We start from the raw sequence: 19,716 nt of genomic DNA, 5'->3' as shown, positions 1-19,716 counted from the left end.
GTATCTAGCAGGAGGGGACACAATGAAACAAAAATGGCTTCACTTCTGTTTGTGTGGTGTCATGGTCGTGCTGGCAATAGGCGCGATTCAAAACCCATTTTCGCTTCAGTATATCGACACCTTGAAAACAAACGCAACGGAAGATGTAGATACAGAAGAGAATGAGTTGTTAAAACAAATTAAAGCGCATGCAGAAAAAGTGGCGATTCCAGCAACAAACGCACGCATTGACAAAGTCTGGAAAGCATTGCCAGGTTATAACGGGCTTGAGGTCGACATTGAACAATCTTATAATAAAATGAAGGAGTCTGGAAGTTTCAACCAGTCTAAACTCGTCTTTAAAGAAACAAAACCGGATGTCCATCTTGAGGATTTGCCACCAGCCCCGACGTATAAAGGTCACGAAGAAAAGCCGATGGTTAGCTTTTTAATCAATGTCGCCTGGGGAAATGAGTATTTGCCTGATATGTTAAAAGTGTTGCAGCAGTATGATGTCAAAGCGACGTTTTTTTTAGATGGATCCTGGGTGAAAAAAAATCCACAACTTGCTGTAATGATTAAAGAAGAAGGCCATGAGATTGGCAGCCATGCTTATTCGCACCCTCACATGAATGCCCTCTCTAAGGCGGAAATAGACGAAGAGTTAACAAAAACGACGGAAGTAATTGAAGCAACACTGGATGTCACACCAAAATGGTTTGCTCCCCCAAGCGGCGAATTTAATCAACTGGTGGTTGAACGAGCCGCTGCCTATGATATGCGTACCATTTTATGGACAGTTGATACAATTGACTGGAAAAAGCCCGAACCATCTGTTATGGTTGAACGGGTTGTCAATCAAATGCAGGCAGGCTCGATGTTGTTGATGCATCCTACAGAGTCATCGTCAAAAGGACTGGAAGCGATTATACAAGGGATGCAAGAAAAACAGTTGCAGATCGGGACTGTTAGCGATTTAATGGATGAAACAAGAATTGCCGCAAAAATGACAGCTGAGAGCAATGGGGGTACAAAACGTGATTAAAAAAGAGACGCTGGACAACGGCGTGCGCATTATTGCGGAAGCCAACGAGGCCATTCGGTCTGTTGCGATTGGCATCTGGGTAAAAACAGGCTCCCGCAATGAATCAAATGAGGAAAATGGCATTTCCCATTTTATTGAACATATGTTGTTTAAAGGAACAAAAACGCGTTCAGCCAAACAAATCGCAGAAGCGTTTGACCGCATTGGCGGACAGGTCAATGCGTTTACGGCAAAAGAATACACATGCTACTATGCTAAAGTGCTAGATGAGCATGCTGCTTTGGCCCTTGATGTACTACAAGATATGTTTTTTGACTCTATTTTTGATAAAACAGAAATAGAGCGTGAGAAAAAAGTGGTGCTCGAAGAAATCAAAATGGTGGAGGACACGCCAGACGACCTCGTCCACGATTTGCTTAGTCAAGCTGTTTTTGGCCGTTCCTCGCTAGCGAACCCTATTCTTGGCACAGAAGACACGCTCCAAACATTTAGCCGTCAGCAAATCAGTGATTACATGAAGCGTTTCTACGCAGGTGAACGAGTAGTCGTGTCGGTTTGCGGCCATTTTGACGATGCGTTGCTTGAGCAAATCAGACAAACCTTTTCCCGTGTGAAACGAGCACCGGAACCGTTTGCTGTGCCAACAGCGACTTTCTCGCCGACAGTGAAATATCGCCAGAAAGATTCTGAGCAAGCACATCTATGTTTAGCCTACCCTGGCCTGGAAATTGGTTCAAACCGTTCATTTGGGCTGATTTTGCTAAACAATGCCCTTGGCGGCAGCATGTCGAGCCGTTTATTCCAAACGATTCGCGAAGAACAAGGCTTATGCTATTCTGTTTTCTCCTATCATTCTTCGTATGAACAAATTGGTACGCTTACCATTTATGCAGGTACGCAAATGGCACAGTTGCCAAAGTTAACGGAAGCTCTCGCAGAAGTAACGAAAGCGGTGCGTGCAGAAGGCCTTAGCAAAAAAGAGTTGGAAAATGGCAAAGAGCAGCTCAAAGGCAGCATTATGCTTGGGCTTGAAAGCACAAGCAGCCGCATGACACGAAATGGAAAAAATGAATTGCTTTTACAAGAACATAAAACATTAGACGAGTTGATCGCGGATATTAATGCTGTCAGTTTGGAGATGGTCAACGATCTAGCTAGCCAGCTCCTTCGGGATACGCCGGCTGTTTCACTTGTCGCCTCAAGCGAAACAATGCCGTCAACGATTTTCAGCAACTAGTCTACTTTCTTTCCGACGTACATACATTGGAATAAGAGGTGATGGGCTTGCGGCTAAGTGAAATTGCTAACAAAGAAATCATTGATTTTGAGAAAGGCGAACGTCTTGGTGTTTTGGGACAGACCGATGTGCTGTTTGACGAGCACACCGGGGAAATTCACGCCTTTGTTGTCCCGACGAGCCGCTGGTACCAATTAAACCGCAAAGACAAAGAAGTAACGGTTTATTGGCAGCAAATTAAAAAAATCGGCCAAGACATGATTATTATTGAAACATAAGGATGGTGGTTGCCTTTGGCGACCGCCTCAATAAGGCAGAGAGACGCTCGCATACGTCGTTGTTTGCCTACCGTTGAAAGCTTGCATTTGCAAGCTTTTTTTGTGTCTGCACCGATTGGTTCACTTAGTCATATGCTTTAAAAGAAGCAACGCATAAAAGGAGGATCAGCATGCTCACTGGAACCCATGTGGTCATGATTGGCGGCGATGCACGCCAGCTTGAGATCATTCGCAAATTATCGGCACTTGACGCAAAAATTTCCCTTGTTGGTTTTGAACAGTTAAATGATGGCTTCATTGGCGCAAGCAAGCAAGAGTTGCCTGATATCGAGTGGTCGACAGTGGATGCGATTTTGTTGCCGGTGGGCGGCATGTCCAATGATGGCCTCATTGCCAGCGTTTTCTCAAACCAGCAATTAAAGTTGAAAGCCGCTTACTTAAATGAAACGCCCGACCATTGCACGATTTATACAGGCATTTCAACAGACCGATTAGAAAAATTGGCTGCAAAAGCAAAGTGTAAAATTGTCCTATTAATGGATCGCGATGATGTGGCGATTTACAACTCGATTCCGACAGCTGAAGGCGCAGTCATGCTGGCGATCCAGCATACAGACCATACGATCCACCATGCGAAAGTGGCGGTGCTCGGCCTTGGCCGCATCGGCATGACCATTGCCCGCACATTCCATGCCCTTGGTGCGAGCGTTTTTGTCGGTGCAAAGGAAACGGCATTGCTCGCCCGTGCCTTCGAACTCGGAGTCGAGCCATTTCCCCTTACTGCACTAAAAGAAACGTTAAAAAACATCGATCTCGTAATCAATACCATTCCAGCTAAAATTGTCACATCTGACGTCCTCGCCGAATTACCACAACATGCTTTTGTCCTTGACTTGGCCTCAAAACCTGGTGGCGTCGATTTTGCGTACGCCAAAAAAAGAGGCTTGAAAGCCATGCTCGTTCCTGGTCTTCCAGGCATGGTCGCCCCGAAAACAGCAGGCAAGATTTTAGCAAATGTTTTAAGTGATTTGCTTCATGAACAAACACAATCATAACGAAGGAGCGTGCGCGATGCTTAAAGGCAAACATATAGGGTTTGGCCTGACTGGCTCACATTGCACATTTGACGCTGTTTATCCGCAAATCGAGAATTTGGTTGAGCTCGGCGCGAAAGTCACCCCTTTTTTAACCTATACAGTAGAGACGACAGACACCAAGTTCGGCGACAGTGGGGATTGGATGAAACGGCTGCAAACGATCACTTCTGAGCCATTTGTCAATTCGATGGTCAAAGCAGAGCCCTTTGGGCCGAAAACCCCTCTCGATTTAATGATTATTGCCCCGATGACAGGAAATTCGATTTCTAAATTTGCGAATGCGATGACAGATAACCCTGTACTTATGGGGGCTAAAGCGACATTGCGTAACGGCAAGCCTGTCTTGCTTGGAATTTCTACCAACGATGGCCTTGGATTGAACGGCGTTAACATTATGCGCTTAATGGCAACAAAAAATATTTACTTTATTCCATATGGCCAAGATGACCATGTGAAAAAGCCGAATTCCCTTGTAGCCCATATGGATCAACTCATTCCAGCAGCTGAAGCAGCCATGCACGGCAACCAACTTCAGCCTGTTCTTGTACAAAAATAGGCTTTGGACAGTTGCGTATCGTCGGGAAATCCCGTAAAGTTTAGTAGAGGATAAGAGATAGATAGCTGAACTTTGAGGGAGGATACGAAACCATGAACGAACAACAACATTTTGACGTCGCTGTCGTCGGGGCAACCGGCGCAGTCGGCCAGCAAATGCTGAAAACATTAGAACAACGTGATTTTCCAATTAAGAGCCTAAAGCTCCTTTCATCGAAACGTTCGGCTGGAAAACAAATAACGTTTAAAGGCCAATCTTATACAGTCGAAGAGGCGACGCCTGAGTCGTTTCAAGGTGTACAATTAGCCCTTTTCTCGGCAGGCGGTTCAGTTTCGAAAGCGCTTGTCCCTGAAGCGATTAAGCGCGGAGCTGTTTGCGTCGACAACACGAGTGCATTTCGGATGGATACTGACGTGCCCCTTGTCGTGCCTGAAGTCAATGAAAGCGATTTGCGCAATCACCAAGGTGTGATTGCCAATCCAAATTGTTCCACGATCCAAATGGTAGTCGCGTTGGAGCCGATCCGCAAAAAGCTTGGATTAAAGAAAGTGATCGTGTCCACATACCAAGCCGTTTCAGGGGCAGGGCTTGAAGCAGTCGAGGAAATGGAAAAGCAAACACGGGCTATTTTGGACGGGAAAGAAGCAACAGCAGAAGTGCTGCCGGTCGCGAAAGAGAAGCGCCATTACCAAATTGCCTTTAACGCGATTCCGCAAATTGACGTGTTCCAAGACAATGGCTATACGTTCGAGGAAATGAAAATGATCAATGAAACGAAGAAGATCATGCACATGCCTGAACTTGAAGTGGCTGCTACATGCGTGCGTTTGCCGATTGAAACGGGCCACTCAGAATCGATCTACTTCGAAACGGAGCAGTCTGGAGCAAGCGTAAAAGAAATCCAAGCTTTGCTAAGCGAAGCGCCAGGCATTACACTCCAAGACAACCCAGCAGAACAGCTTTACCCCCTCGTCACAAATGCGGTTGGCAAAAACGACGTATTTGTCGGCAGAGTGCGCCGCGACTTAGATCGTGACAATGGCTACCATGCTTGGGTTGTGTCTGACAATCTTTTAAAAGGGGCAGCTTGGAATTCTGTGCAAATCGCCGAAAGCCTCATCAAGCTGAACCTATTGAACAAGTGAGTGAATCAAACATGAAAATCATTATCCAGAAATTTGGCGGTACATCTGTAAAAACGGACGAATCGAGGCTGCAAGCAGTACGCCATGTTCAAAAAGCAGTCAATGATGGCTACAAAGTTGTCGTTGTTGTCTCAGCGATGGGCAGAAAAGGCGATCCTTATGCAACCGATACGCTGCTTAGCCTCGTTAGCAAATCCCGCATCACGAAGCGGGAACAAGACCTACTCGTTTCTTGTGGCGAGACGATTTCAGCGGTTGTGTTTTCAGACCTCCTCAATGCACATGGTGTCCAAGCGACAGCCATGAACGGGGCAAAAGCAGGATTCCGTACAAACGAGGAGTTCGGCAATGCGAAAATTAAAGAAATGAAATGCGAGCATTTGCTTAAAAAGCTAGAGACAGAAGATGTCGTCGTTGTTGCCGGTTTTCAAGGACAGTCGAAAAGCGGCGATGTAACGACGCTCGGCCGCGGTGCGAGCGATACATCGGCAACAGCTCTGGGAGCAGCTCTTCACGCAGAGTGGGTTGACATTTTTACCGATGTAGAAGGTGTTATGACGGCTGATCCTCGAATTGTCAGCGATGCGAGAGCATTGGAAGCCATGTCTTACAATGAAATTTGCAACATGGCGTACCAAGGCGCAAAAGTCATCCACCCTCGTGCGGTGGAAATTGCCATGCAAGCGAAAATTCCGATCCGGATTCGCTCCACTTACTCAGACAACGAAGGGACGCTCGTTACTGCCCTTGGCGCTTCCCATTCAATGGATGTCAACGAACGGATGATTACAGGGATTGCCCATGTGGCAAATGTGACGCAAATCAAAGTTGCTGCAAAAGAAGGTCAGCTTGACTTACAGGAAAATGTGTTTAAGTCGATGGCCCAAGCTAAGATTAGCGTAGACTTTATTAACATTAGCCCAAGTGGGGTGACCTATACTGTCAGTGATGAGGCGGCAGATAAAGCAAAACAAGTGCTTGAGCATCTTGGATACACGCCCGAGCTTCGGCGCGGGTGCGCGAAAGTGTCCGCTGTGGGAGCAGGAATGAGCGGTGTACCTGGCGTTGCAGCGAAAATTGTCAGCGCCTTAAGTGGCGAGAATGTACAAATTTTGCAATCGGCAGATTCCCATACAACGATTTGGGTGTTGGTCAAAAATGAAGATATGAAAAAGGCAGTGAATGCTCTGCACAAAATGTTTCAGCTCAGTGAAGCGACAACTGTGTAATTTCCCATAAACGGAGGGGGCGCATGTGAAACCAACAGGAAAATACGGCCCAGTGTGGACAGCTATGGTAACGCCGTTTCAATCAACGGGTGCAATTGATTATCAGCAGACAGAACAGCTTATCGAGCATTTGATTGAAAACGGAACGGATGTTCTCATTGTAGCCGGGACAACCGGAGAATCACCGCTGCTGTCCAAGGAAGAAAAATTAGAGCTGTTTGCTTTTTGTGTCAAACAGGCCAACGGGCGCGCAGCCGTCGTGGCTGGCACAGGTTCCAATGATACGCATGCTTCGGTTGAGCTAACAAAGGCGGCGGAAAAGACAGGCGTCGACGGTGTTATGCTTGTCACCCCGTATTACAATAAACCGTCGCAACAAGGGCTTTTTTGCCATTTTAGTGAAATTGCCAACGAGACAAACTTGCCAGTCATGCTGTACAACGTTCCAGGCAGGACGGGAGTCAACCTCGAGGCGGAAACAACGATTGCCCTCGCGAATGTCAACAATATCGTAGCGATTAAAGAAGCAAGTGGCAATTTAGAACAAATTGCGGCCATCATCGAGCATACGCCAGCCTCATTTGCTGTTTACAGTGGTGACGACAGCATGACACTCCCAATTTTAGCGATTGGCGGTGATGGGATCGTTTCTGTTGCCTCCCATCTGATTGGCAAGGAAATGCAAGCGATGATTGGTGCGTTTCAGGCAGGGGAAAATGGGAAAGCGGCAATGATGCACCGTAAGCTGTTGCCTGTCATGCAAGCTCTTTTCCTAGCTCCAAATCCAGCGTGTGTAAAGTATGCGCTTAACAAAAACGGCATTGACGTTGGCGAAGTAAAACCCCCTCTTGCCCCTGTGAACGATCAGGAAAAAGCGGTGGTTGACCAGGCGCTGGCGACAATCCAATCGCGATAAACGTCATTTGAACGCGATGACGCTTGATGCCGAGATGCGACCAAATGAAGGTGAAAATGGAGCGACTGTTCCTAAACATATAAGGTGAACAACGAAGAAAGCAAGCGTTTGTTTATCGTCTAAGCCCCTGTTGCAGCTGGCTGCAACAGGGGCTTTTAGCTGTGTGCGAACGTCGTCAATGAAATCCCCCTTGTTTTTATCTTGAAAATTAAGGTATACTAAGTTCCAAGTGATGCGTTCGGGTAAAGGTGGTCATGGAAGCCGCCATTGTTAAAAGAAAATCGGCATTGGAACGGAACGAAATCGGAAAATGATAGCTCGGTTCTCTAAATGTTCAATCAGCTAATGTGTGTTTCCAAGAAGCGCCACGGTCGCTTTAAACAGGGAATGATTGAATGTTTGAAACCGCGTGTTGTTTGTCGTGCGAGATTGGCGTCCATGAAGCCTGAAGTACGCACTAAACGGAATTTGAAACGATTACAAGAACAACCAGTTAAGTATGACTAGCGTTGTAACTAGGAGGAAAATCATTGTCTAAGCAAGAAACAGAAAAAGTGCGTGTGTTTGCCCTCGGCGGAGTCGGCGAAATCGGCAAAAATATGTACGGCATTGAAGTAGATGAGGATATCATTGTCATTGACGCGGGTTTAATGTTCCCTGATGACGATATGCTTGGAGTCGACATCGTTATTCCAGATGTGTCTTATTTAGTGGAAAACGAAGAACGTGTACGGGGAATTATTTTGACACATGGACACGAAGACCATATAGGCGGGTTGTCGTATGTGCTGAAGAAAATCAACGTGCCTGTGTATGCCACAAAGCTAACGTTAGGGCTCGTTGAAGAGAAATTGAAAGAAGCAGGCATTCATAGGCACGCAGAACTGCGCTTAATCGATTCCAACTCGCGCATTAAGTTAGGAAATACACCAGTATCTTTCTTTCGTGTTAGCCATAGCATTCCAGATTGTGTTGGTGTCTGCGTGGAAACGTCCCAAGGCGCCATTGTCCATACAGGTGATTTTAAGTTTGACCAAACACCGGTCGATGGAAAACATGCTGATATCGGAAAAATGGCAGCAATTGGCCAAAAAGGTGTGCTCTGCCTCATGTCTGATTCTACGAATGCAGAGCGGCCAGGGACAACAAAATCGGAAGCAGAGGCCGGCAAAGGCATAAAAGACGTGTTCGCTCGTACAAAAGGACGCCTTATTGTCACCTCGTTTGCTTCAAACGTCCATCGAATCCAGCAAGTGATCCAAGCGGCTTCCGCTACCAATCGAAAGCTTGCAGTTGTTGGCAAAAGCATGGTGCGCGTTATTTCCATCGCTGGAAAGCTTGGCTACTTGAAAATACCGAAAGATTTATTAATTGATATGGATGAAGTGAACAAGCATAAACCAGAAAAAGTGGCGATTTTGACAACAGGAAGCCAAGGGGAGCCGATGTCAGCGTTAACGCGGATGGCAAAAGGAGCACATCGCCATATTACGATTACACCAAATGACACAGTGATTATCGCTGCTACAGCGATTCCTGGAAATGAGACAAGCGTATCCGCCGTCATCGACCAGCTTTACCGGATTGGCGCTGAGGTGATTTATGGCAGCCAGGCTGTCCATGCCTCTGGCCATGGTTCACAAGAAGAGCTAAAGTTGATGCTGAATTTGATGCGTCCAAAGTTTTTCTTGCCGATACACGGGGAAATCCGCATGCAGCATGCTCACCAGCAATTGGCTTTGCAAGTTGGCATAAAAAAAGAACGGATTTATATAGTCGAAAAAGGGGAAGTCATAGAATTCACAAAACAACAAGCACGGCGCGGGCCAAAAGTGCCATCAGGCCATGTGTTAATTGACGGACTTGGTGTCGGCGATGTCGGCAACATTGTCTTGCGCGATCGCCGCTTGCTTTCTAAAGATGGCATTCTAGTCGTGGTTGTCACATTGAACAAAAAGACAAACACAATTGTATCTGGACCGAATATTATTTCCCGCGGATTCGTCTATGTCCGTGAATCAGAAGAGCTTCTCGAAAAATCAAATGAGCTTGTGACCTCCATTTTGCAAAAATGCGTGACAGAAAATGTTAATGAATGGTCAAGCTTAAAAAGCAACATTCGTGAAGGCTTAAGCCGCTACTTATTTGAAAAAACAAAAAGGCGGCCAATGATCTTGCCGATCATTATGGAAGTGTAGCCGTAAGTTTGTTGGAAAAAAGCGTTTAACTGCATGAACATGCTAAAAGCCTGAGTCCCTTCCTTGAATGGGGCTCAGGCTTTCTTATAGCGGCAACACATAATAATGAATGCTTCGCCCCATACTACGTTTATGTAAAGAGAAGGGGTGTGGACTAGATGGAAAATGAAGAGCAACCTGCTCCAGAAGAGCCGAAAGAGAAACAAGAAGAGAAAAGCACGCTTGTTGAAAAAATCCAGCAGCTCGGGCAATCGAATGTGCCGGATATGGGCGCTTCCAACATCCATTGCATGACGGTCGTTGGCCAAATTGAAGGGCATATGCAACTGCCCCCGCAAAACAAAACGACAAAATATGAGCATATGATTCCACAGTTAGTGGCCGTCGAACAAAATCCGAAAATTGAAGGATTGTTAATTATTTTAAACACAGTAGGCGGCGATGTCGAAGCAGGGTTGGCCCTTTCGGAAATGATCGCTTCGATCTCAAAACCAACCGTTACACTTGTGCTTGGCGGTGGGCATTCCATTGGCGTGCCGATTGCTACAGCGGCAAGCTATTCGTTTATTGCTGAAACAGCGACGATGACGATCCACCCTGTCCGTCTGACTGGCCTCGTCATTGGCGTACCGCAAACATTTGAGTATTTGGATAAAATGCAAGACCGCGTCATTCGCTTTGTCACCTCCCATTCGCAAATATCGGAAGAAAAATTTAAAGAATTAATGTTTTCGAAGGGCAATCTCACCCGGGACATTGGCACGAATGTCATTGGCACAGATGCGGTTGAATATGGACTTATTAATGAAGTGGGCGGCATCGGCCAAGCGATTAGAAAGCTGAATGAAATGATTGAGGAGCAGAAAGCAGACGGGGAGGTTATCCAATGATTTTGTACACGACGACTCCTTATGAACTTCTTTTTCCTGAAGAAGATACGGTTTACCAAAGTCAACAAGTGATTGACTGTGACGCAGGCCAGCTTGTCGTTGAGCGAATTGACGATGGCAGCTTTCGAGTTATCCGTCTCCTTTCGAGTGATCCAAATGCCTTTTTAAAGCCTGAATACGCTCCAGGCTCATTGCTTTCAGCGAGATGGGTTCCATAAAAAAACCGTTAAAAACGGAATCGCTGTAGTGGTGGGCGCCGAAAACATGGTATGATATAATAACAACAGTCGATTTTAAGCAGCCTCGCGTTTTAGGCTGCTTGTTCGAGTATGATTTTCTAGAGGGTGACTCCATGGCAAAACGCAAGAAACGAAAAAAAAACCAGTGGAAGTCCCAGTTGACTTTTGAACTTGTAGGATTAGGCCTACTTGTAGTGGCTCTTGTAACGCTGGCCCGATTAGGGAGCGTAGGGGAAGCATTTGTCCGTTTATTTCGTTTCTTCTTAGGAGAATGGTTTGTCGTTTTGGCGCTCGGTTTTTTTGTAAGCGCATTGTACATCATGATTAAACGGAAAAAACCGGCCTTGTGGGGAAGGCGTTTAGCTGGACTGTACACAATCGTGATTTCGATGGCGATTTTGGCTCACATCAGCTTATTCCGTGAACTTCAGCTAACTGGCAACGTTAACAATGAATCAGTTTTGCGGGGGACATGGAACCTTTATTGGGAAGAAATGACGTCTGGCCAGTCTGTCGATCTTGGCGGCGGTATGCTTGGGGCAGTTGGCTATGCAGTAAGCCACTTTTTGTTTGCCAACGCAGGTACATATTTGTTCTGTTTTATCCTCATTATGATTGGTGCCATTTTAATTTCCGGTCGTTCCTTTGGAGAAATGGTCGGAAAAGCGTACCGGCGCACGTATTTGTTTGTGACTGATTTTGTGAAAGCGGCATGGCAAGACTTTGCTTCTTGGCGGAAACAGGCAAAAGTGAAAATGAATGAAGAACGCCAACAAAAGAAAGTGCGCCAGAAGAAAAAACAGCAAGTAAACGAGGAAGTAGAAGAACAGGAGCTTGAACCATGGGATAAACAGACTGAGCCAGAAATCGTCGATTTTACGCAAAATGCACAGGCAAAGCCTGAAGAACAAACGGTCCATCCTGTTAAGCAAGGAAAAAAAGAAGGCGCTGTTGAAGTGGCGGAGGCTGGCGGAACAGAGGAGGATGGAGCCCTGGTGCCGGCTGACTTGGTGCAGATGGAACAAGCGAATGAATCCTATACATTGCCAAGTCTTGATTTGTTGCTGACGCCTGATAAGCCAGAACAAAAGCAGGAAAAGCAACAGTTGACATCCAATGCCCGCAAATTGGAAAAAACACTTGCCAGCTTCGGAGTCAACGTTCGTGTGTCCAAAGTTCATTTAGGTCCAGCCGTTACAAAGTATGAAGTCAATCCGAGCATTGGCGTAAAAGTAAGCAAAATCGTCAACTTGGCAGATGACCTTGCTCTGGCGCTTGCTGCAAAAGACATTCGCATTGAAGCACCAATCCCGGGCAAATCAGCGGTTGGCATTGAAGTGCCCAATCAGGAAATTGCGATTGTTTCTTTAAAGGAAGTGCTTGAAGGAGCTGCGTCACGACAACATGAAGTGCTTTCTGTTGGACTTGGCCGCGACATTTCAGGGGAACCTGTGCTGGCGCCGCTAAATAAAATGCCCCATTTGCTTGTGGCAGGGGCGACAGGCAGCGGCAAAAGTGTGTGCATCAACGGCATCATTACAAGCATTTTAATGAAAGCCAAACCCCATGAAGTAAAGCTGATGATGATTGATCCCAAAATGGTTGAGCTAAACGTGTACAACGGCATTCCTCATTTGTTGACACCTGTAGTTACAGAACCGAAAAAAGCGTCTCAAGCACTAAAAAAAGTGGTCGCTGAAATGGAACGACGCTATGACTTGTTTTCCCATACTGGCACACGCAATATCGAAGGCTATAATGACTATATTCGCCGCCACAATGAAACAGAAGAAGGCAAGCAGCCATTGTTGCCCTATATTGTCGTCATTGTGGACGAGCTCGCCGACTTAATGATGGTGGCGTCTGGCGATGTCGAAGATTCAATCGCTCGTCTTGCGCAAATGGCGCGAGCAGCAGGCATTCATATGATTATTGCTACGCAGCGGCCGTCTGTAGACGTGATTACTGGCGTCATTAAGGCCAACATCCCGTCACGGATTGCTTTCGGCGTTTCGTCGCAAACCGATTCGCGGACGATTTTGGATTCTGGTGGGGCTGAAAAGCTACTAGGCCGAGGGGATATGCTCTATTTGCCAATGGGCGCAACCAAGCCAACGCGTATACAAGGGGCATTTTTATCGGATCAAGAAGTTGAAAAAGTTGTTGAATATGTCATTTCCCAGCAAAAAGCCCAATATGTAGAAGAAATGACGCCTTCGGTTGATCAGGCAACAAACAGCGAGCCTGAAGATGAATTATACAACGACGCCGTTGACTTAGTCGTGGAAGTCGGTACTGCATCCGTGTCGATGATCCAGCGCCGCTTTCGCGTCGGCTATACACGGGCAGCCCGCATTATTGATGAAATGGAAGCAAGAGGCGTTGTCGGCCCATATGAGGGCAGTAAGCCTAGGGAAGTATTGATCAGCCGTAATGATGAAGAGGCAACTTCATAAATTAGAAAGAAAGGGTTGCGATAGAGAGGATGGAATCGGTGATGAAGGCGGATCATCGGCCGCTTTATATACAAGTGATCGATCAGTTAAAGGAAGAAATCAGCCACTACAGTGAGGGGAGTAAGCTCCCATCTGAATATGAGCTTGCCAAGCATTTAGGTGTAAGCAAAGAAACATTGCGGGAAGCGTTGCGCCTGCTAGAAGAAGACGGACTCGTTGTAAGGCGCTACGGCGTAGGCACATTTGTGCCTTCAAAGCCGCTGTTCTCAGCGGGAATCGAAGAGCTGCAAAGTGTAACCAACATGATTGCGTCTGCAAATATGACGCCAGGCACGATTTATTTGTCGTCAACGATTGAAGTTTCGGCAGAGGAAGACAGAGCGCGTTTTAATCGATCGGAATCGTTTGAAATGCTGCAACTTGAGCGTGTACGGACAGCAGACGGTATGCCTGTCGTTTACTGCCTTGACCAGCTTCCGGCAGATTTAGTCGGCAACCGCTCTATTCATGAAATGAAGTCGATCTTTCAGTTTTTAGAAGAGGCAGGCCGACCAATTGCTTATGCGCTTGCCTCGATTGAGCCGATCGGCTACCATGAGCATGTAACGGAAGTGCTGGAGTGCACTCCTGAAACGGCGCTTCTTCTTTTAAGACAAACCCATTATGATCATCATGATCAAGCGGTGCTCCACTCTGTCAATTATTTTCGGTCTGACAAATTTAAGTTTAATGTTGTAAGAAAAAGCAAATAAGCAAAAAAACCGCCACCTTCGGCGGTTTTTAGACGTTGCGGATGATTTGCCGCCTTTGTTGGCACACTAAAAGGGCCGCTGTTGCATCGTCTGCCTTGCTCGCAGCATGCGAGAAGGAGAGGAACGACAAATTTAAGTTTGTAAAGGAAGTGGGCAAATGGTTGATTTACAAGTACGCTCGTCGCAGCAAGCAGGAATGAATATCCATTATTGGAAAACGGACAAATTTAAAACCGTTACATTTTTATTAATGGCGAAAGCGCCATTGAATGATCGTACATTAACAGCAAGAGCACTCATCCCTTCTATTTTGCAAAGTGGCACCAAAAACTATAGCAATCGCAAACAGCTTAGGCGCAAACTTGATGATATGTATGGAGCGATTTTAACAGGCGACGTTCAAAAAAAAGGCGAGCAGCATGTACTAAGCTTTCGCATGGAAATAGCCAGTGAGCGGTTTTTGACAGGCCAACAACCATTATTAAAAGAAGCGCTGTCCCTTTTTAAAGAAGTTGTTTTTGAGCCGAGACTGGAAGGCGGGTCTTTCGCGAAAGCGATTGTTGAGCAAGAAAAACGGGCCTTGTCCCAGCGGATCGCCGCGATTTATGATGACAAAATGCGTTATGCCAACGTGCGGATCACAGAGGAAATGTTCAAAGGCGAAGCGTTTGCCCTTCCAGCTTATGGACGCGTTAGCGACCTTGATACACTCGATGAACAGGCGATTTACCAAGCGTATGAACGCATGGTCACCGAAGATCGTTTTGACCTGTATATCATTGGCGCCTATGATGAAAACGAGCTGACTGGCTATATCGAGGAGCTATTCACATATAAGCGCCATCCAAAAGCGGAAGGACAAGCAGCAGCCAAGAGCCCGGTTCAGATAACCGAAAACCTCGTGACTGAAAAGCAAAAAGTCAAACAAGGCAAATTGCATATTGGCTTTCGTACACATACAACGTTTGGCGATGAAGATTATGAGGCGATGCAAGTCGCCAATGGCATCTTTGGCGGATTCCCGTCGTCGAAGTTGTTTCGAAATGTCCGCGAAAAAGAGAGTCTTGCTTATTATGCCGCATCTCGCCTTGAAAGTCATAAAGGCGTGCTAATGGTAATGGCCGGGATTGAATTTAATAAATTTGAACGTGCGGTTGCTATTATTAAAGAACAAGCAGAGGCCATGAAAGCAGGAGAGTTTGACGAGGAAACGATCGAACAGACAAAAGCGATGCTCATCAATCAAATGCTAGAAGCGATTGATACTCCAAGAGGATTTGTCGAATTGTCTTACCATGAAATGGTAGCAGGGACGACTTATCCAATTGGCGAACGGATTGAAGCGTTAAAGAAAGTCACGAAAATGGATATTGTCAATGCAGCGAAAAAATGGGAATTGGATACGATTTACTTTTTGAAAGGGGAGAGTGAGTAATGAAGCCGCTTGAATTTAAACAATTAGAAGAGACGCTTTATTATGAGCAACTTGATAATGGGCTTGATGTTTACATTCTTCCAAAAACAGGGTTCCATAAAACGTTTGCCACTTTTACAACCAAATACGGTTCGATTGATAACCATTTTGTTCCTCTTGGACAGACAGAGCCAGTAAAAGTCCCAGACGGCATTGCCCACTTTCTAGAGCACAAAATGTTTGAAAGCGAAGAAGGCGATGTTTTTCATACATTTGGCAAACAAGGGGCACAAGCGAACGCTTTTACAAGCTTTACTCGTACCGCTTATTTATTTTCAAGCACATCCAACGTCAACCAAAATGTTGAAACGCTGCTTGACTTTGTTCAGCACCCTTACTTTACCGATGAAACAGTGGAAAAAGAAAAAGGCATTATAGGGCAAGAAATTACGATGTATGATGATGACCCTGATTGGCGCGCTTACTTTGGGACAATTGAAAATATGTATTCAACCCATCCGGTCAAAATTGACATCGCTGGGACGATCCCGTCGATTAGCAAAATCACGAAAGAGGACTTATACACTTGCTATGAGACGTTCTACCACCCTAGCAACATGTTGCTGTTCATTGTCGGCTCGGTGGACGTAAATGAAATGATGGAGCTCGTCCGGGCGAACCAAAGCAAAAAGGAATTTGCTGAACCAAAACCGATTGAGCGCCATGTGAAGCCTGAAGGGACGCCGGTTGACAGAACCGAACATGTTGTCGCTATGCCTGTTCATACGCCGAAGGTATTTGTTGGCTTTAAAGAGTCAAACCCAACGCGCCAAGGGAAAGAACTGCTAAAATACGAACTGTCGTTAAATGTTTTGCTCGATCTTATGTTCGGCCCAAGTTCCGAGGCATACGAGGCTATGTATGAGGCCGGGACCATCAATGAGACGTTTGCATTTGACTATACTGCAGAATATGGGTTCGGTTTTTCAATTATCGGCGGAGACAGTACAAAGCCAGAGGAGCTAAAAGAGAAAGTTATCGAGACCATTGCGGCATTCAAGCAGCGTCCACTAGCGAAAGAAGAAGCGGATCGGGCCATTAAGAAAAAAATTGGCGCTTTTCTTCGTTCTTTGAACTCACCTGAAAACATTGCCAATGAATTTACACGCTATGCGTTTAATGGCATGAATTTATTTGATGTCGTGCCGATGCTTGAATCGTTAGAAGCATCAGATTTGGAAACAGTGCTCCATCACCATTTTAAAAGCGAGTACCGGACGGTAGCGACAGTCAAAGACAAAGACATGTCATGAAGCGCATTTTAATAACAGGGGCAACTGGAGGAATCGGGCAAGCAACGGCAGCAATCCTTGCACAAGAGGCGTCTGAGCTTTATATCCACTACTCGGAAAACATCGAGGCAGCCAACGCTCTAGCGGCAGCCGTTCCTTGTCCTTGTGTTGCCATTAAAGCCGATTTGTCTAGCGCAGAGGGCGCCGTCGCACTTGCAAAGCAACTACCTGCCGCGCCTGATGTGTTTGTCGATTGTGCTGGCAGCGCTGCATCTGCGCTCTTGCAAGACGTGGATGACGATCTCCTTGAAGCACAAATGCATGTGCACTTGCTTAGCCCGATCAAACTAGTACGATCTTTTTTGCCGGAAATGCTTAGAAAACGCGATGGCGTGATTGTGCTCACATCCTCCATTTGGGGGCTCACAGGAGCAAGCATGGAAAGCATCTATGCGGCAGCAAAGAGCGGTTTAAATGGGTTTGTTAAAAGCATGGCAAAAGAAACGGCCATGAGCGGCATACGCATTAATGCCGTTGCTCCGGGAGCGATCGATACAAACATGCTTAGAGGCTACAACGAGGCAGACCTTCGTCTGCTTGCTGAAGACATTCCGTACGGCAGGCTTGGGACAGCCGATGAAGTGGCAGAGGCGATTGCCTTTTTGGCCAGCGATAAGGCGTCGTACATACATGGTCAAATTCTTTCTGTCAATGGCGGTTGGTACTGTTAAGTCAGCGCATAAAGGCAAGTGAAACCGGCATACTAAGTGTGAATCTTTTTAAATTCTAAAGGAGGGATTCACATGTCAGTACTTGACAACTGGGAACAATGGAAAGATTTTTTAGGAGGGCGTCTTGACCAAGCAAAAAAAGAGGGCATGAATGAACATGTCGTCAGTGACCTTGCTTACCAAGTTGGCGAATATTTGGCAGGGCAAGTTGAGCCGAAAAATGAACAAGAGCGTGTTCTTTCAGACCTTTGGAAAGTCGCAGATGAGAAAGAACAGCATGCTATCGCTAATATGATGGTAAAATTGGTAGACCAACAGTAAGGCGCCCCTGCCTGTTCGCAATTTGTGAACAGGCAGTTTTTTTTACTAAAAACGGCGGTTTGTTTGGCGATTTGCGGAAATTTGCAATTTTACATAGGAAAATACTTTCCTTTTAGTAGTGTATCCTATATCATAGACCCAAGAAGAATAGCTGATTTTGTCCATTTTTCACACTCAAGAAAGGAAGTGCCGCGGTGAAAGAATGGTATTTTGAGTACCAGCTCCATGAAAACCGCCCGGGGATTCTCGGGGATATTTCTTCTCTTCTTGGCATGCTGTCCATTAATATTGTCACAATTAACGGCATTGACGACACGAGAAGAGGTATGCTTTTGCGCACTTCTGACGATGACAGCGTAAAAAGGTTTAAAGCCATCTTACATACAATTGGCAACGTAACCGTTACAAAATTCCGCGAGCCCCGGGTTAGAGACCGATTGGCGATTCGCCATGGTCGCTATATCGAGCGAAATGCCACGGAGAAAAAAACATTTAAGTTTATTCGTAGAGAGCTAGGGCTATTAGTTGATTTTATGGCTGAATTAATGAAAAAAGAAGGCCATTATTTAATCGGCATTCGCGGCATGCCGAGAGTCGGCAAAACCGAATCGGTAGTAGCAGCAAGCGTCTGTGCGAACAAGCGCTGGAGCTTTATCTCTTCGACGCTTCTTAGGCAGACTGTACGGAGCCAGTTGGCTGAAGATGAAATGGATGGGGACAACATTTTTATTATTGACGGCATTGTGTCAACGATGAGAGCCACTGAAAAACACCGCATGCTTGTTGACGACATCATGCGGCTCCCAGCAGTAAAAGTGGTTGAACACCCTGACATTTTTATCCGTGAGTCAGAGTATGAGCTTGAAGACTTTGACTGCATTATTGAATTGCGCAATGACGATAGTGAGCAAATTACGTATGACGTCGTCGAGCCAGGCTTTTCTTCATTTGACATAAGCTAAAGTTTGTAGGTAGGTGTGACCATGTCAGAACTAGGGAACTACTTAAAAGAGACGCGTGAGGAAAAACAGATCACGCTTGATGATCTGCAGCGTACGACCAAAATTCAAAAACGGTATTTGGCAGCGATCGAAGAAGGTAATTTTGATACGCTCCCGGGCATTTTTTATGCGCGGGCATTTGTCAAGACGTATGCGGAAGCGATTGGCCTTGATGCTGATGAAGTGCTGGAAACGTATAAAAACGAACTGCCCAATCCGCAAACGGAAGCAGTCGATTTGCCTTCACGCTCTGAACGGGTAAAAACAAGCGCGCGTACAGCGCCTTCAAGGCCAGGAAAAGGGCGTGGAAAATCGCTGGCTTCTATTTTAGTGCCAATCTTGCTCATTGCTGCTGTCGTGCTTGTCGTCGTTCTTATTTGGAATATTAGCGGCCGTGATAGCGGCGGCGAAGTTCAGAATGAGCAAGAAGCCGGCCAAACAGATACGTATGATCCGCCCGAGAATGCTGGCGATGAAGAAGGCGAAGGAGCAGCTGACGAAGACGAAGCAGCTGACGAGGAAAGCGGATCAGAAGACGAGCAAACGGACAAAGAGCCTCAACTTTCATTGGAAGAGACATCCGGCAACGTCTCCACTTATATCCTTACAAACGTGGAGGCAATTGAAACGTTGAAAATTGAAATGGGAGAAGGCTCTTATGTGCAAGTCCGTGACCGCGATGGACAGGCAATGGATGAAAACGGCGGAGACTACAAAGATGATTTTGAGCCAGACGTGAGCGGTCTTGACGCCCTTGAGCTTAATATTGGCAACGGTTATGGGGTTGAAAGGGTGGAAGTAAACGGCCTTGAAGTCGAACTCCTGGAAACCGATCACCAATATGTGACCATTACCGTTGAAGAACAAGAATAACGAATCGTTCCCGGCTTAGTACCGGGGACTTTTTCGTTGTTGTTGTTTTTGATTAAGCGCTGTTTTT

The 19,716-nt window shown here is 46.1% G+C and carries 19 protein-coding genes; all 19 read left to right on the top strand.

The annotated features are described in order from the left end of the window. Window positions 1-22: 22 nt before the first annotated feature. Window positions 23-1,024, top strand: coding sequence for a polysaccharide deacetylase family protein (locus BUC05_RS04690; protein ID WP_011247064.1), 1,002 nt, complete (start codon window positions 23-25; stop codon window positions 1,022-1,024). Next, complete coding sequence (locus tag BUC05_RS04685; RefSeq protein WP_011247063.1) at window positions 1,017-2,261, top strand: M16 family metallopeptidase; 1,245 nt, start codon at window positions 1,017-1,019, stop codon at window positions 2,259-2,261. The genes BUC05_RS04690 and BUC05_RS04685 overlap by 8 nt, the downstream gene beginning before the upstream one ends. Before the next feature lie 47 nt (window positions 2,262-2,308). After that, window positions 2,309-2,539, top strand: a complete 231-nt coding sequence (locus BUC05_RS04680; protein WP_011247062.1) for a YlmC/YmxH family sporulation protein — start codon at window positions 2,309-2,311, stop codon at window positions 2,537-2,539. A gap of 170 nt (window positions 2,540-2,709) precedes the next feature. After that, window positions 2,710-3,594 (top strand): dipicolinic acid synthetase subunit A, encoded by an 885-nt coding sequence (dpaA, locus tag BUC05_RS04675; RefSeq protein ID WP_035201428.1) that lies wholly within the window; start codon window positions 2,710-2,712, stop codon window positions 3,592-3,594. Window positions 3,595-3,610: 16 nt separating this feature from the next. After that, window positions 3,611-4,192, top strand: coding sequence for a dipicolinate synthase subunit B (gene dpaB / locus BUC05_RS04670; protein WP_035201425.1), 582 nt, complete (start codon window positions 3,611-3,613; stop codon window positions 4,190-4,192). A 92-nt stretch (window positions 4,193-4,284) separates the two neighbouring features. Then, window positions 4,285-5,337: an aspartate-semialdehyde dehydrogenase gene (asd, locus tag BUC05_RS04665; RefSeq protein WP_053856833.1), complete on the top strand. Its 1,053-nt coding sequence runs from the start codon at window positions 4,285-4,287 to the stop codon at window positions 5,335-5,337. 11 nt (window positions 5,338-5,348) lie between these two features. Further along, complete coding sequence (dapG, locus tag BUC05_RS04660; protein WP_011247058.1) at window positions 5,349-6,566, top strand: aspartate kinase; 1,218 nt, start codon at window positions 5,349-5,351, stop codon at window positions 6,564-6,566. A gap of 25 nt (window positions 6,567-6,591) precedes the next feature. Then, window positions 6,592-7,482, top strand: a complete 891-nt coding sequence (dapA, locus tag BUC05_RS04655) for a 4-hydroxy-tetrahydrodipicolinate synthase (RefSeq protein WP_011247057.1) — start codon at window positions 6,592-6,594, stop codon at window positions 7,480-7,482. A 530-nt stretch (window positions 7,483-8,012) separates the two neighbouring features. Beyond that, complete coding sequence (locus BUC05_RS04650; RefSeq protein WP_011247056.1) at window positions 8,013-9,680, top strand: ribonuclease J; 1,668 nt, start codon at window positions 8,013-8,015, stop codon at window positions 9,678-9,680. A 158-nt stretch (window positions 9,681-9,838) separates the two neighbouring features. Then, window positions 9,839-10,570, top strand: a complete 732-nt coding sequence (locus BUC05_RS04645) for a ClpP family protease (protein ID WP_011247055.1) — start codon at window positions 9,839-9,841, stop codon at window positions 10,568-10,570. Beyond that, the gene (locus tag BUC05_RS04640; protein WP_011247054.1) at window positions 10,567-10,788 is read left to right on the top strand and encodes a YlzJ-like family protein; all 222 of its coding nucleotides are present in this window, start codon (window positions 10,567-10,569) and stop codon (window positions 10,786-10,788) included. The genes BUC05_RS04645 and BUC05_RS04640 overlap by 4 nt, the downstream gene beginning before the upstream one ends. Window positions 10,789-10,922: 134 nt before the next feature. After that, entirely contained in the window at window positions 10,923-13,265 is a 2,343-nt protein-coding gene (locus BUC05_RS04635; RefSeq protein ID WP_011247053.1) for an FtsK/SpoIIIE family DNA translocase, read from the top strand. A 41-nt stretch (window positions 13,266-13,306) separates the two neighbouring features. Next, a complete protein-coding gene (locus tag BUC05_RS04630; RefSeq protein WP_035201419.1) occupies window positions 13,307-14,017 on the top strand; it encodes a GntR family transcriptional regulator in 711 nt (236 codons plus the stop codon). 157 nt (window positions 14,018-14,174) lie between these two features. Continuing rightward, window positions 14,175-15,452 (top strand): EF-P 5-aminopentanol modification-associated protein YfmF, encoded by a 1,278-nt coding sequence (gene yfmF / locus BUC05_RS04625; RefSeq protein WP_011247051.1) that lies wholly within the window; start codon window positions 14,175-14,177, stop codon window positions 15,450-15,452. Beyond that, a complete protein-coding gene (gene yfmH / locus BUC05_RS04620) occupies window positions 15,452-16,744 on the top strand; it encodes an EF-P 5-aminopentanol modification-associated protein YfmH (RefSeq protein ID WP_073304195.1) in 1,293 nt (430 codons plus the stop codon). Before yfmF ends, yfmH begins: the two co-directional genes overlap by 1 nt. Then, window positions 16,741-17,454 (top strand): elongation factor P 5-aminopentanone reductase, encoded by a 714-nt coding sequence (ymfI, locus tag BUC05_RS04615; RefSeq protein ID WP_073304193.1) that lies wholly within the window; start codon window positions 16,741-16,743, stop codon window positions 17,452-17,454. Before yfmH ends, ymfI begins: the two co-directional genes overlap by 4 nt. Window positions 17,455-17,526: 72 nt before the next feature. Then, window positions 17,527-17,775 (top strand): DUF3243 domain-containing protein, encoded by a 249-nt coding sequence (locus BUC05_RS04610; RefSeq protein WP_011247048.1) that lies wholly within the window; start codon window positions 17,527-17,529, stop codon window positions 17,773-17,775. Between the two features lie 194 nt (window positions 17,776-17,969). Then, window positions 17,970-18,737, top strand: a complete 768-nt coding sequence (locus BUC05_RS04605) for a DUF3388 domain-containing protein (RefSeq protein WP_011247047.1) — start codon at window positions 17,970-17,972, stop codon at window positions 18,735-18,737. A 21-nt stretch (window positions 18,738-18,758) separates the two neighbouring features. Beyond that, on the top strand, window positions 18,759-19,649 hold the full coding sequence (locus BUC05_RS04600; protein WP_011247046.1) for a helix-turn-helix domain-containing protein: 891 nt from the start codon (window positions 18,759-18,761) through the stop codon (window positions 19,647-19,649). Window positions 19,650-19,716: the final 67 nt, after the last annotated feature.

Source organism: Shouchella rhizosphaerae (assembly GCF_900142675.1).
In the GTDB taxonomy this organism is placed as follows: Bacteria; Bacillota; Bacilli; order Bacillales; family Bacillaceae_D; genus Shouchella; species Shouchella rhizosphaerae.
The sequence above is the reverse complement of the archived record's forward strand: the minus strand, read 5'-3'. Positions and strand labels throughout refer to the sequence as shown.

Excerpts from the sequence above, each read along its gene's own strand:
- dapG (WP_011247058.1), top strand. The coding sequence starts at position 5,349 with ATGAAAATCATTATCCAGAAATTTGGCGGTACATCTGTAAAAACGGAC.
- yfmF (WP_011247051.1), top strand. The coding sequence starts at position 14,175 with ATGGTTGATTTACAAGTACGCTCGTCGCAGCAAGCAGGAATGAATATC.
- BUC05_RS04640 (WP_011247054.1), top strand. The coding sequence starts at position 10,567 with ATGATTTTGTACACGACGACTCCTTATGAACTTCTTTTTCCTGAAGAA.
- dpaB (WP_035201425.1), top strand. The coding sequence starts at position 3,611 with ATGCTTAAAGGCAAACATATAGGGTTTGGCCTGACTGGCTCACATTGC.
- dpaA (WP_035201428.1), top strand. The coding sequence starts at position 2,710 with ATGCTCACTGGAACCCATGTGGTCATGATTGGCGGCGATGCACGCCAG.
- BUC05_RS04645 (WP_011247055.1), top strand. The coding sequence starts at position 9,839 with ATGGAAAATGAAGAGCAACCTGCTCCAGAAGAGCCGAAAGAGAAACAA.
- asd (WP_053856833.1), top strand. The coding sequence starts at position 4,285 with ATGAACGAACAACAACATTTTGACGTCGCTGTCGTCGGGGCAACCGGC.
- BUC05_RS04635 (WP_011247053.1), top strand. The coding sequence starts at position 10,923 with ATGGCAAAACGCAAGAAACGAAAAAAAAACCAGTGGAAGTCCCAGTTG.
- BUC05_RS04630 (WP_035201419.1), top strand. The coding sequence starts at position 13,307 with ATGAAGGCGGATCATCGGCCGCTTTATATACAAGTGATCGATCAGTTA.
- ymfI (WP_073304193.1), top strand. The coding sequence starts at position 16,741 with ATGAAGCGCATTTTAATAACAGGGGCAACTGGAGGAATCGGGCAAGCA.
- BUC05_RS04610 (WP_011247048.1), top strand. The coding sequence starts at position 17,527 with ATGTCAGTACTTGACAACTGGGAACAATGGAAAGATTTTTTAGGAGGG.
- BUC05_RS04690 (WP_011247064.1), top strand. The coding sequence starts at position 23 with ATGAAACAAAAATGGCTTCACTTCTGTTTGTGTGGTGTCATGGTCGTG.
- yfmH (WP_073304195.1), top strand. The coding sequence starts at position 15,452 with ATGAAGCCGCTTGAATTTAAACAATTAGAAGAGACGCTTTATTATGAG.
- BUC05_RS04600 (WP_011247046.1), top strand. The coding sequence starts at position 18,759 with ATGTCAGAACTAGGGAACTACTTAAAAGAGACGCGTGAGGAAAAACAG.